We start from the raw sequence: 13928 nt of genomic DNA, 5'->3' as shown, positions 1-13928 counted from the left end.
CTTCCCTATTTTTGTAAAAACTATAATATAATGATACAATTTATATAATTAAATTAATATAAATTAAGAAGTTTATAGAATACATAGTAAATATAGTAAATTATAAGTTTAAATGCTATAATTATTAGTAAGCGAGGGGGAATATCAGGTGAAAAATTACATAAATATTGACTCTGAACTAGATGCTTTAAAAATAAAAGAAGTAGAAAAAGTATTCTATGAAAATATAGAAAGAGATGTAAAAATAATACCTAAAGTAACACCATTTAAAGGGATCAATACAGATATGTTATATATAAAAGACAATAAAGCGCTATTTATAAAATTTATGGATACAACAGAAGATATATTCTATATCCTAGAAGAAGACCTATTAGAGGTTATGAGTGAAGAAAATGACCTGTTAAGTTTAAAAATGAAGCAGTCTCATAGTGATATAAAATATAATTATGTTTTTGTTATGCCATATGTAGATATAGAAGAAGATTATGGATTTAGCGAATTTATATATAAACATATAATAGACAAAAGTAAACTTGAAGAAATAATGAATGATAAAAAACTACTAGATAATTACCTAGAAGAATCAAATAATGAAGTAACATTAAATTTATTTATGATGGACGTATGCCCTGAGTATTATTTACTTAATAGTAAATATCACTTAAATAAAAATTTTAAAAAGATATCTTTTTATAGTGATGACTATGAGTATAGTGCGACTATGCTAAATCAAAGTCAGCTTATTAAAAGTATATCTATAAAATATGGTGATATACTCTTAAAAGGAGCACCAGGTACTGGTAAAACAGCAATAATGTTATCTAGAGCTATAAAATTAGCTAGAATATATCCACATCATAAATTTTTAATAATAACACCATCAAAACAAGGATGTAATGAGCTTAGAGAAAAGGTTAAATTATTATATAAAAATAATAATAATTTAGAAATACATACATATAGCTCTTTTATATTTAAGCTAGCTAAAAAATACAATTTAGTAATAAACTATAGCTTATTAAAAAAGGACTATGAAAAAGCTTTTGAAAACCTTATAAAGCAAGCTAAAAATATAATAAAAAATAAGAAGATGTTTAAAGGAATATTTGTAGATAAAGGCGAACAGTATTCAAGTGAGGAAATATATTTCTTAAAAGAATTCTTATATAAAACTAAACACATATTCAATGTGTATTCATGTGAGAGTTCAAACATAAGTAATGATTTAAACATATTCAAACCAAATGTAAACAATCTAGCGTTTGATGAAATAATAGAATTAAAAGATAATTATAAACAAACTAAAAGATTAGTGGAATTTGTAAATAATTTCTCTGAAAATGCAAATAATTATATACATTCTTTAAGAGAAAATAAAACTTATAATGAATTTTATAAAAGTATATCTAAAAGAGAAGAAGGTAAATCTGTAGATATAATAAAAGTTAGTGATTTAGATGAACAAATAAGCTCTGTAATATGGGAGATAGAGCATTTAGTAGAAGATAAAGGATTAAATTATAGTGATATAGGAATAGTATATCCATACAATAAAAAGAAATTAAAAAGTGGAAAAATGATATACTTCCAATATATGCTAAGAAAGGCATTAGATGAAGCAGAAATACCTTATATATGTGCAGATGAAGACTTAACTAATATGAGTGAAAAATTTGGAATAACCATTTCTAATATTTATAATATGAGTAATTTAGAATACAAAGCTTTAGTATTATGTGAGTTAGAAATGTTATACAATCATAAAATAATAGATAAAAGTCAGGATTATCAAATAAACGATTTTGTAGGCGATTTAAATAAAGTGTACTCGGCTATAAATAGAGCTTGTGATGATTTGACTATAATAACTGCATTTAATGAAGAATCTAGTGATATAATAAAACTTCTTATAGAATCAAATATATAAGTTTGAAAATATAAGAAAAACATAAGTATTTTCTTATAGTAAATAAAACATTATAAACATTATAAGAGTATTATCAGGTTTAATATGCATTATAAAAGTCTTCATTTAGATAATCAAATGAAGACTTTTATATTTATATAAAATTTATAAAGATACTATTTTATAAGGTAAAAATAAGCTAAAACTATTATACCTAGGACTATTCTATAGTATCCAAATACTTTAAAGTCGTGCTTTTTGATATAATCCATTAAAAACTTTATAACAAATACTGAAACTACAAAAGCCACTATAGAACCAGTTAGAAGTACAACCCACTCAAGTCCACTAAATGCTAAACCAGCTTTAGCAAGTTTTAGTGCACTAGCCCCAAGCATAGTAGGTATAGCTAAGAAAAATGAAAATTCTGCAGCTACATATCTAGATGTACCAAGAAGTATTGCACCTATTATAGTAGATCCAGATCTAGATGTTCCAGGTATTAAAGCTAAACACTGGAATAAACCTATACCGATAGCTAACTTATAAGTTACTTGAGAGAAATCATTATACTTAGGTTTTTTATTTCTATTCTCGAGTAGTATCATGATTATACCGTATACTATAAGTGCAATAGCAACTGTTGTAGCATTAAAGAAAGCTGCTTCTATTTTATCATCATACAAAAATCCTAATATTGCAGATGGAAAAACAGCTACTATAACTTTAAGCCATAAGCTTATTGTTTCATTCTTTTGAATAGAAGTTTTTGAACTATCAAAAGGATTTAGTTTTTTAAAGAATATGATAATGACTGCTAGTATTGCACCAAGTTGTATTACAACTAAAAATGTATTTACAAAAGTAGCCGAAAAATTAAGGTGCATAAATTCATCTACTAGTATCATATGGCCAGTACTACTTACAGGTAACCATTCAGTTATACCTTCGACAATACCAAGTATTACGGCTTTGAAAATTTCTATTAAATTTGCCATTAAAAAGTTCCTCCAACATAAAATTTTAACATACTAAATTAACGTCAACTTAGAGTATACCAATAAAAATTATAAGGTGTCAACTAAATATAATATATGAAATGAAAGGATAAATATATGAATAAAATTATAGAATTAGATGATTATGAATATGAGATTTTTAAAAATTTTTCGAAAAAACTTAACCCAGCAACTAGGCATGATTACTTATCAAAAATAATAGCATTTAAAGAGTTTATAGACGATAAAGAACTCTTATATGTAGATAAAGAAGATTGTCAAAAATTTATCGATGATGTAAAAGAAAACTATGCAAAGTCAACATCAGAAAAGATATATAGTTATTTACATAGTTTTTATAATTTTTTAATGAAAGAAGAATATATAGAAGTAAATCCATTTAGATATGTAGAAAAACCTGAAGTAACTAGAATAAAAACTAAAGATGATGTGTTAAGTATTCAAGAAATAAATCAACTAGTAGATTCCATACATAAGTTAACTATAAGAGATAGAGCTATAATAGTATTTTTAGTAACAACAGGATGTTTATTAAATGAAGTAGTTAGTTTAAAATGGAAAGATCTTATGGTAGATGAAAAAGATAACCACTATGTAAGACTTGGCAAAAAAAGAAAGGAAAGGATAGTAAAATTACATCCATATTGTTTTAAGCTATTAGAGGATTATAGAAATTATTCTGGATTATCAGAGGTTATAATGCCTACAGAAGATTTTGTATTTACAACTCAAAAAAGTAATTCTATAACCGATAGAAATGTCAGATTAATAGTTAGAAAAGCATTAGATAATGCTGGGCTTTGCCAATATTCTGCAAAAGATTTTAGACACTCTTATGCTGCTATAGCACTAAGACTAGGTGCTAATGAATCTGATATAAAGAAGCAATTAGGTTGGAGTGATAAATATTATGCTATAAGGTATAAATATGTATTAAATTTTGTTGATAGTGAAAGTATAGATTATATGATGCAAAAAGAAAATCTTACGTTAAATAACAAATAAAATGAACATAAATAAAAAAAAACTTGTTATGGTTCGTAATATTTTATATAATTATTATATAACAACTTAAGGAAGGTGCGAAAAATTATGATAGATAAAAAATATAGTACATACCAAAACCCTTTAATAGATAGATATTGTAGCAAGGATATGAGCTATATATTTTCTCCACAATTTAAATTCTCAACTTGGAGAAAGTTATGGGTGGCACTTGCAGAAGGTGAAAAGGAATTAGGAATAAATATAACTGATGAACAAATAGAAGAATTAAAAGCTAACATATGTAATATAAATTTTGATGAAGCTAGAAAAATAGAAAAAGAAGTAAGACATGATGTAATGAGTCATGTAAAGGCATATGGACTTCAATGTGATAGCGCTAAAGGTATAATACACTTAGGTGCTACTTCAGCTTATGTTGGAGATAATACAGATGTTATACAAATGGATGAGGCTTTAAAACTTATAAGAATAAAGCTTGTAAACTTAATAAACAACTTAAGAGAGTTTGCTTTAAAGTATAAAGACGTTCCAACACTTGGATTTACACATTTCCAAGCAGCACAGCTTACAACAGTAGGTAAAAGAGCTACATTATGGGCTCAAGATTTAATACTAGATTTAGAAGATATAAACTACAGAATAGATAATATGAAACTAAGAGGAGTTAAAGGTACAACTGGAACTCAAGCAAGTTTCTTAAGTCTATTTGAAGGAGATCATGAAAAAGTAAAAGAACTTAATAAGTTAGTTTGTGAAAAGATGGGATATAAATCTTCTTATGCAGTAAGTGGACAAACATATACTAGAAAATTAGATTATCAAGTGTTAAGTGTATTATCTGGTATAGCACAAAGTATGCATAAAATGACTAATGATATAAGATTACTACAAAGTTTAAAAGAAATAGAAGAACCATTTGAAAAGAATCAAATAGGATCATCTGCTATGGCATATAAGAGAAACCCAATGAGAAGTGAAAGAATAGCATCACTTTCTAAATATATAATAGCAGAATCATTAAGTCCTGCATTAGTACAAGCTACTCAATGGTTAGAAAGAAGCTTAGATGATTCAGCAAACAAGAGATTATCTATACCACAAGCATTTATGGCAGCAGATGCTATAATAGAAATAGGTATAAATGTAACTAATGGATTAGTAGTTTACGAAAATATGATAAATAAACATATAAATGAAGAACTTCCATTTATGGCTACAGAAAATATACTTATGGAAGCTGTAAAAAGAGGTGGAGATAGACAAGAACTTCACGAAATAATAAGAGAGTACTCTATGCAAGCAGCTTATAGAGTAAAGCAAGAAGGTAAAGATAACAACTTAATAGAGCTTATAATAAATGATGATTCTTTCAAAATGTCTAAAGAAGAAATACTATCTGTAATGGATCCTAAAAACTTCATAGGTAGAGCACCAGAACAAGTTGTAGAATTTGTAAAAGAGTATTTAGATCCTGCAATAGAAGCGTTTAAAGAGCAAATAGGAATGACAATAGACTTACACGTATAAATTTTTAAAAGTACCATATTATATGGTACTTTTTTAATACAAAATAATACAAAATAAAAATATATAATAAAATTATTTTAAAATAAAATAAAAAGTATTGTCTTAATAAGATTTATAATGTAAACTAATAGTTAGAAAAAGAAATATATATAAACATCTAAGGAGGCAAAATGAACCACGTAGTATCAGATACAATCGCGTTTTTATCAAGAACATTTCCAAAAATATATTCAAGTTTATATTTAGAATATTTAAAAGAATATTCTTCTATAAAAAATGTTAATAAAACGCAGTTAAGAGCTTTGATGTTTATCAAAAACTATGGGGATATAAGTATGACCGATCTATGTTCAAAGTTAAACATAGAAAAGGGGAGTTTAACTAGCATGGTTGATGATTTAACAGAAAAAGGATATGTAATAAGAACTAGAGATTTATCAGACAGAAGAAAGTATTTAATAAGTATAACAGACAAGGGAATGAATCTTGCATCAGATTTTATGGAAAAGTTAAGCCAAAAACTAGAAGATAAATTAAGTAAATTAAATGATGAAGATATAAAAAGATATAGGGACGCTATAAATACTTTAGAAGATATACTAAATCAAGAAAACTTCAGATAAATATATAAGAAAAATTTTATATTATGAAAATAAATAAAAAAGAGGTAAAAATTATACCTCTTTTTTTACATACAAGGAAATTATATTAAGCATCAGCAGATGATAATTGAGATTTTTTTAGTTCTACGTATTTTTCAAGTCCTTCTTTTAATATAGAAGCAGCTTTTAATAAGTCATCTTCATTTAATATATATGCAAGCCTAATCTCATCACGACCTAAGCCTTCTGTTGAGTAGAATCCTTCAGCAGGACAAACCATAACTGTTTCATTATCTTTATTAAAATCTTTTAGCATCCATATAACGAAATCTTCAGCATTTTCAACAGGAAGCTTAGCAACTATATAAAATGCACCAGTAGGCTTTTTACAAACTACACCATCAACCTTCATTAATTCATTATATAAAACATCTCTTCTTCTTCTATATTCCTCATTAACTTCTTTAAAGTATGAAGTTGGAGTCTTATATAGCTCAACTGAGCCTATTTGTTCTAATGTAGGTACACAAAGTCTTCCTTGGCAAAGTTTTAATATTTGTGCTATAAGCCCTTTATTTTTAGATGCTATAGAACCAATTCTTGCTCCACAAGCACTGTATCTTTTAGATACACTGTCTATTATAACAACTCTATCTTCTATTTCTTTTACATTACCGAAACTTGTATATGAAAGACCATCGTATACAAATTCTCTATAAACTTCATCTGCTATTATCCATAAGTTGTTTTCTATAGCTATTTTACCTATCATATCTATTTCTTCTTTCGTATAAACTGTTCCTGTTGGATTACCTGGGTTGGAAAGTAATATACCCTTAGTTTTCGAATTGATTCTTGATGTGATTTCTTCTTTAGATGGTAAGTGGAATCCTCTTTCAGCTTTAGTTGTTATAGGATTTACTTCTACATTTATACACTGACTAAAGCCATTGTAGTTAGTATAAAAAGGTTCTGGTACTATTATATTATCTCCTGGATCACATATTGCCATAAGAGTGAAAAGTATTGCTTCACTACCTCCATTAGTAATTAGTATTTCATCTTTATCAAAATGCATATCATATGTAGTATAATAATCTTGAAGTGATTTTATTAATTCTGGAATACCATTAGATACAGCATATTCTAATACATTACTATCAAAGTTTTTTACTGCTTCAAAAAATCCTTTTGGAGTCTTTATATCTGGTTGGCCTATATTTAAATGATAAACTTTAATTCCTCTAGATTTTGCATCAAGTGCATAAGGAACTAACTTTCTTATTGGAGAAGACTGCATAGCAGATACTCTCTGTGAATATTTCATTTAAACTACCTCCTATATAATTAAAATAACCAGACAATTTTATAGCCCATAGGAAATAATATTATGACGATAAAGCTTTATAGTAGATTTTCCATAGATAGCTTTAAAAAGTCAATTTATAATTTCAAGATTATAGTAGCATATATGGCGTGAAAAATCTTGTATACATAAATATAAGAATATACACAAATAGTTAAAGATATTAAAAAAGTAGCAAAAAAATGGATATATAATGTAAAATCAATAGTATAAGGCTTTTATAATAAAGAATGTATTTCTAAGAGGTGTTATAAATGAGTAACTTAATAATAGATAACATGAATAATGATAAAATAATAGTAGCAAAGGATAGGTCAAAAAGGCCTATGGATAAAGCTAAAAATTATGAAGAAGTGGAAATATACAATGAGTATGAAGTAAAATGTCCTTTTTGTAGAGGAAATGAAGAATTTATAGAGGATGAAAAATATAAGGTATGTGATAAAAATGGATGGCTTGTAAAATCTGTAAATAATAAATTTCCTATAATAAATGATGAAAAAGAAGACATATATGGCATTCACGAAGTAATGATAGATACCTATAGGCACAATGGTAATTTTTATAACATGACTAAAGAAGAGTTTATTCATATGTTTGAGATGTATAAAAATAGATATAAAAATTTAATAAATGATAAAGGGATAGAGTATGTTAGTATTTTTAAAAACTTTTTAAGAAAATCAGGTGCATCATTAGATCATCCTCATACTCAAATCATATCTCTATCAATTGTACCACCAGAAATATACAATGAAATAAATATAGCAAAGGATTATTATAATCAAAATAAATCATCTTTATATGAAGATATAATAAATAAAGAAATTAAAGAATTTAAAAGAACTATATACAATGGTAAATACTTTTTAGCTTTAGTTCCTTATGCCACTAGATATAGCGGTGAGATAAGAATTATATCAAAAGACAAAATTAGATTTGAAAACATGGAAGACAAACATATAGATGAATTATCTAAAATATTTGAAAAATTATTTAAAAAACTATATAAGGTAAGAGGATATAGTCCTTTTAATCTATATATACATACACATCCAAATAAAATAAAATGTGATGAGTATTATAATTTTCATATGCATATAATACCTAGGAAATATAGTTTTGGAGGATTTGAATTAAGTACAGGACTATATGTATCATCAATTAATCCTTCAGAATTTGCAAATAAATTAAGGTTTGATAATATAGATTGATAATAATTAAAACTGGGTAATATAAAAATACAATAATAAACTTAGGAGGAATAAATGAAATTAATATCTTGGAATGTAAATGGAATAAGGGCGTGTGTAACAAAAGGATTTTTAGACTACTTTAATGAAGTAGATGCAGATATATTTTGTTTACAAGAAACAAAGCTTCAAGAAGGTCAAATAGACCTTGATTTAAAAGGATATCACCAATATTGGAATTATGCAGAAAAAAAAGGATATTCAGGGACTGCTATATTTTCTAAAATAGAACCTTTAAGTGTATCTTACGGGTTAAATATAGAAGAACATGATAAAGAGGGAAGAGTAATAACTTTAGAATTTGAGGACTTTTACTTTATAACAGTATATACACCAAACTCTCAAAGTGAATTAAAAAGACTAGAATACAGAATGAAATGGGAAGATGATTTTAGAAATTATTTATTAGAACTAAACACTAAAAAGCCTGTTGTAGTATGTGGAGATTTAAATGTTGCTCATAAAGAGATTGATTTAAAAAATCCTAAAACTAATAGAAAAAATGCAGGATTTACAGATGAAGAAAGAAATAAATTTACAGAACTTTTAGATTCTGGATTTATAGATACATATAGATATTTTAATGTAGATAAAGAAGGCGTATATTCTTGGTGGTCTTATAGATTTAATGCAAGAAAAAATAATTCTGGATGGAGAATTGATTACTTTGTAGTAAGTGATGATATGAAAGATAGATTAGTTAGTGCTGATATACATACACAAATATTAGGATCTGATCATTGTCCTATAGAATTAGTCATAAAATAATTATTAATAAATTTTATATCACCTTAATATAATGTATAGTAGCATGATTATATTAAATCATAAGAAAAATTTATATTAAGGGGGACAAAATGAAATTATTAGAGCTTAAGCATAAATTAGAAAAAGGAGAATCTTTAGGCGGAGAGGTTATTTATATAAAAGAAGATAATATACTATATGGAATAGAATGTTTATATGAAGATCGAGAGAATGAATATATAACCTTGCTAAAGTCAAAAGAAGAATCTGTTAAGGTATGTGACTTTTTAAATATATTAAATGAACTATATGCCAATATAGGTGATAAAGATGTATTTATAGGAGAAAAAGAGCTAAATAGAAGTGAAAGTAAAGAAATAAAAAGTGTAGAATTTGCTCAGTATGAGCTTATGAAGATGCTATTTATAAATATTTAAATAAAAAAAGATAGAGTATATACTCTATCTTTTTTTATATTTAGGTTCACCACTTAAAAATTGGCCAGTTTTCCCCATCTTATATGCTAAATCAATAATTTTTTTATCTTCACGAGTTAATGGTCTTTCAAGAAGTTTTTCAAATTCTTTGAATAGTTTATCATAATCTAATTGCTTTTTTTGACTTCTTTTAGAAGAACAAGGTGCTTTAACTGTAGTATACATATATACATCAGGAACTATACTTGGATTATATATTTTAATAAACACTTGAGAAGTATAATATGCATCATTTAAAGCATTATGATATGATTTGTCTTGAGTTAATCCTAATATATTAATAGCATTTTGAAGACCAATACTTTTTCCAGCGGGGTTATTAAAGTAATTTGAAGCGTGATGTTGTATATTTATATATGATTTAGGCAAAGTTTTAGAAGGTAGACTATAGTAATTTATATTTCTATATAGCTCTTTTAAATCACCAGTTCCCCATACACAAAGCACAGGATTTTTAGTAGAAATAAATTTTTTAAAATCCTTATAAACTTGTGGGAAGGTAGGGGCATCTAAAACATCATCTATAGTGATATTAGTCATTTTACCAACAAAAGGATGAATTTTTTTGTATAGTTGAGGTTTTACATAGCTATTAAAGGTATCTATTAGATTAAAATTGCTATCTAATTTAATTGCACCTATTTGAATTATCTCAAAAGGACATTTTTCATTAGATACTGTCTTATTAATTTTTTTGTCAAAGCCTTGATTAAATTCTAAGTCAAAAACTATATATTCCATAATACTTCTCTCCTAATAATCTTATCTTGTGATAAAATGTATAATTAAATTATAAAATTACTTGTATTAATATATAAAAATACATCTTACTTTAGTATACCCTATATTGATAAAAATGTTAAATAAATGTATAAAAAACAGTAATAAGTAATATCGTGAATATGTTTAAAATATAAATTAATAAAAATATTGCGAACTTTAAAAGCTTAATATATAATAAGTATAAATTAAAATACGAACAAAACGATTTATAAAAATTAAAATATAAAAGTTTTAGGTATCGTGTATATTTTTCAGTACAAAATACATATCTTATAGGGGAGTGTGCTTAAATGCAAAAACTATTATATACAATAGAAAGAGATAATCATAATGAAAAAAATCTTAGAAATATATTAAGTAAAAACAAGCATATAAAGTTTGTATCATTAATGGGTGTTGACTTAGGTGGAAATGCAACTGATGAAAAAATACCTATGGAATTGTTTTTAGATGATATAGATAATTTCTTAGAATCGGCAGTTCAAACTGATGGTTCAAGTGTTGAGCTTTATAATATTGCTACATTAAACAATGCTAAGGTAGATTTAATGCCAGATACAGAGTGTACATGGTTTATAGATTATAATTTTGAGCATATAGATGAAGAAACTAATTTGCCTGTAGGTACCCTTAGAATACCTGCATTTTTAATACATGAAAATAAAAAAGTTTGTTCAAGGGGAATACTTAAAAAATCAGAAAAATATTTTAAAAACTCTATAATAGAGTTATTTAGGGAATATCCACATCTTATAAATAATATAGGAATAGAAAAAGCAGATGATATAGAAGATATAATACTAACAGCTGCAACTGAATTAGAGTTTTGGGTAAATACTCCAGAAGATAAAGCTGACTTAGAGAAATTATCGGTATCTCAAAGCTTAAAAGAACAGTACTGGAAAAGAACACATGGGATAATAAGAACGTGCCTAGAAAAGTCAATAATAGTACTTCAAAAAATGGGAATAAATCCAGAAATGGCACATAAAGAAGTAGGGGGAATAAATAGTTCTATAAGTATAGATGGTAAAACTAACCACGCGATGGAGCAATTAGAAATATCATGGAAATTTTCTAGCCCTATACAAACAGCGGACAATGAGTTATTAGTAAGGGAGATAATAGAAGACGTATTTACGTCTCATGGACTTGAAGTAACATTTAAAGCAAAACCTATACATGGAGTTGCAGGTAGTGGAGGACACACTCACGTAGGAGTTAGTGCAAAATTAAAGGATGGAAGTATAAAAAATTTATTTGCGCCAAGAGATATGAATAAAGATTATGTAAGTGAAATTGGTTATGGAGCACTTATGGGTATCCTTAAAAACTATGAAGTATTAAATCCTATAGTAACGGCAACTAATGATGGATTTAATAGACTGGTTCCAGGGTTTGAAGCACCTGTTTGTATAGTTACATCTCTAGGGCATAGCTATAAACTACCATCAAGAAATAGATCTGTATTAGTAGGGTTAGTAAGAGATATTAAAAATCCTAAAACAGTAAGATTTGAACTAAGATCTCCAAATCCACTTTCAAATACATACTTAGTTATAGCTGGATGTTACCAAACTATGTTAGATGGAATAAAAGCAGTAGCTAAAAGTAAATTAACAACTAAGGAACTTGAAAAAGAAATATCTAAAGATATAGGAGAAGAAAGTTTTTATTTAGAAAAAAATAGATCATACAGAGATGAAAATGATGTATTTGAGTATTATACAATTGAAGAGAGAAATGAAAGATTCTCAGCACCACCAGCAACTGTTTATGAAAATATGAGAAATCTAGAAATAAATAAATCTAAGGTAGAAGTGTTAAAAATGGGAGATGTATTCACAGAAGCTATAATAGATTCATTTAAGACAGGCGCTATAGACAAGTGGACAAAGGAATTAAATAATAGAATAATACAAAATGATAGAGAAATAATAAGAAATTGTGTAAAATTACATGATAATGAAAATATGGACGCTTTAGATGAAGTTACATGGAATAAAATATGTGATATAAAGTTTAAAGTTATGAAAGATACATTAACTAAAAAATCACTATTTACAGAAATAAAAGAAGCTATAGAATTTAATGATTTTGAAAAAGTATCAAAGTTACAATTAGAATTAAATGGATATATAGAAGATATTCAAGCACTATATGCAGATTACAAAAAAAATATTTACTAAAGTAAAGGAGCTATCTCAAATAGAGAATAGCTCTTTTTTATATACAAAAAATTATATTAGGTATGTCGCTTAGGTAAAGCGAATTTTTATAATAAAAAATTAGGAAAGTTTACTTTATTACTTAACAATAATTCTTAAATTGAATAAAAAATGTAATAAAAATGTAAAAAATAGTTAATACTGATAAATAGTTTTAAAAGGAGTGAAAAAATGAGAAAAAATATATTTATTTATATGTTAATTTTATTAGTATGTATTTTGCCATACAATAATGTACATGCATCAACAGAATTACAAATTGATAGACTAATAGAAAATCAACAAAAGCAAAAGGAAATATCTAAAAAAATAAATGAACTAGACTTAGAATTAAAAAAAGAAGAAAGTGAATCTATAGAAGTTATAAGTATAAGCTTTTTAGAAGAAGATATGGGTCTAGTAGAAGAAAAAGAATATTCATTACAAGAAAACAAAAAAGCATTAGAAAAAGAATTAGAAAATATAATGATAGATAGTATACAAATACAAAAGAGCATAGAAAAAAATAAGAAAGAATATTTAAATAAAAATAATTTAAGTTTTATACCTGGCATATGGCCTTTAAAATCATATTATGAAATAAGCTCTGCATATGGACAAAGAATACATCCAATAACTAAAAAAGCAAATTTTCATAGAGGAATAGATATACCTGCTCCTAAGTCTACTGAAATATTAGCTAGTGATGATGGAATAGTAGAGTTTTCTGGTAGTCAAAATGGGTATGGTAATGTTGTGAAGGTAAAACATTTTGATGGAAAGACAACAGTATATGCACATAACTCATATAATAGAGTTAATAAAGGTGATATAGTAAAAAAAGGACAAGCTATAGCGGAAGTTGGAAGTACAGGAAATTCAACTGGTAATCATGTCCACTTTGAGATTTTATTAAATGGAGAAACTACAAATCCTATTGATGGAGTAATAAAATAATTTAAATATATTAAAAAGGAGGGTAATATACCCTTCTTTTTAGCATAAAATAA

12 protein-coding genes are annotated in these 13928 nt (G+C 26.1%); 9 read left to right on the top strand and 3 right to left on the bottom strand.

Features of this window, described 5'->3' with window-relative positions:
• Positions 1-148 precede the first annotated feature (148 nt).
• The gene (locus ABCP60_RS10190) at positions 149-1930 is read left to right on the top strand and encodes a UvrD-helicase domain-containing protein (protein WP_343101701.1); all 1782 of its coding nucleotides are present in this window, start codon (positions 149-151) and stop codon (positions 1928-1930) included.
• A 155-nt stretch (positions 1931-2085) separates the two neighbouring features.
• Here ABCP60_RS10190 and ABCP60_RS10185 read toward each other — a convergent pair whose 3' ends face one another.
• Positions 2086-2907 (bottom strand): undecaprenyl-diphosphate phosphatase, encoded by an 822-nt coding sequence (locus tag ABCP60_RS10185; RefSeq protein WP_092924808.1) that lies wholly within the window; start codon positions 2905-2907, stop codon positions 2086-2088.
• Between the two features lie 117 nt (positions 2908-3024).
• Here ABCP60_RS10185 and ABCP60_RS10180 point away from each other — a divergent pair, with 117 nt between their 5' ends.
• The 3 genes from ABCP60_RS10180 (at position 3025) to ABCP60_RS10170 (ending at position 6086) form a co-directional block, all read left to right on the top strand.
• Complete coding sequence (locus ABCP60_RS10180) at positions 3025-3933, top strand: tyrosine-type recombinase/integrase (RefSeq protein WP_092924810.1); 909 nt, start codon at positions 3025-3027, stop codon at positions 3931-3933.
• Positions 3934-4020: 87 nt separating this feature from the next.
• Positions 4021-5463, top strand: a complete 1443-nt coding sequence (gene purB, locus ABCP60_RS10175; RefSeq protein WP_343101700.1) for an adenylosuccinate lyase — start codon at positions 4021-4023, stop codon at positions 5461-5463.
• 170 nt (positions 5464-5633) lie between these two features.
• A complete protein-coding gene (locus ABCP60_RS10170; RefSeq protein ID WP_092924814.1) occupies positions 5634-6086 on the top strand; it encodes a MarR family transcriptional regulator in 453 nt (150 codons plus the stop codon).
• A gap of 85 nt (positions 6087-6171) precedes the next feature.
• Here ABCP60_RS10170 and ABCP60_RS10165 read toward each other — a convergent pair whose 3' ends face one another.
• Positions 6172-7392 (bottom strand): pyridoxal phosphate-dependent aminotransferase, encoded by a 1221-nt coding sequence (locus ABCP60_RS10165; RefSeq protein WP_092924816.1) that lies wholly within the window; start codon positions 7390-7392, stop codon positions 6172-6174.
• Between the two features lie 293 nt (positions 7393-7685).
• On the opposite strand from ABCP60_RS10165, the gene ABCP60_RS10160 reads away from it, so the two are divergent.
• The 3 genes from ABCP60_RS10160 (at position 7686) to ABCP60_RS10150 (ending at position 9868) form a co-directional block, all read left to right on the top strand.
• Positions 7686-8645, top strand: coding sequence for a DUF4931 domain-containing protein (locus ABCP60_RS10160; protein ID WP_343101699.1), 960 nt, complete (start codon positions 7686-7688; stop codon positions 8643-8645).
• A 54-nt stretch (positions 8646-8699) separates the two neighbouring features.
• A complete protein-coding gene (locus ABCP60_RS10155; RefSeq protein ID WP_195237386.1) occupies positions 8700-9452 on the top strand; it encodes an exodeoxyribonuclease III in 753 nt (250 codons plus the stop codon).
• 89 nt (positions 9453-9541) lie between these two features.
• A complete protein-coding gene (locus ABCP60_RS10150; protein ID WP_092924822.1) occupies positions 9542-9868 on the top strand; it encodes a hypothetical protein in 327 nt (108 codons plus the stop codon).
• A 24-nt stretch (positions 9869-9892) separates the two neighbouring features.
• On the opposite strand, the gene ABCP60_RS10145 is transcribed toward ABCP60_RS10150, so the two are convergent.
• Positions 9893-10669: a 3'-5' exonuclease gene (locus tag ABCP60_RS10145; protein ID WP_195581269.1), complete on the bottom strand. Its 777-nt coding sequence runs from the start codon at positions 10667-10669 to the stop codon at positions 9893-9895.
• A 332-nt stretch (positions 10670-11001) separates the two neighbouring features.
• Between ABCP60_RS10145 and ABCP60_RS10140 the strand changes: the two genes are divergently transcribed.
• Entirely contained in the window at positions 11002-12900 is a 1899-nt protein-coding gene (locus tag ABCP60_RS10140; protein ID WP_343101698.1) for a glutamine synthetase, read from the top strand.
• Between the two features lie 210 nt (positions 12901-13110).
• Positions 13111-13875, top strand: coding sequence for a M23 family metallopeptidase (locus tag ABCP60_RS10135; protein WP_343101697.1), 765 nt, complete (start codon positions 13111-13113; stop codon positions 13873-13875).
• The last annotated feature ends 53 nt before the right edge of the window (positions 13876-13928 follow it).

Source organism: Romboutsia sp. MSSM.1001216sp_RTP31141st1_G3_RTP31141_220114, assembly GCF_039031195.1.
In the GTDB taxonomy this organism is placed as follows: Bacteria; Bacillota; Clostridia; order Peptostreptococcales; family Peptostreptococcaceae; genus Romboutsia_C; species Romboutsia_C hominis.
The sequence above is the reverse complement of the archived record's forward strand: the minus strand, read 5'-3'. Positions and strand labels throughout refer to the sequence as shown.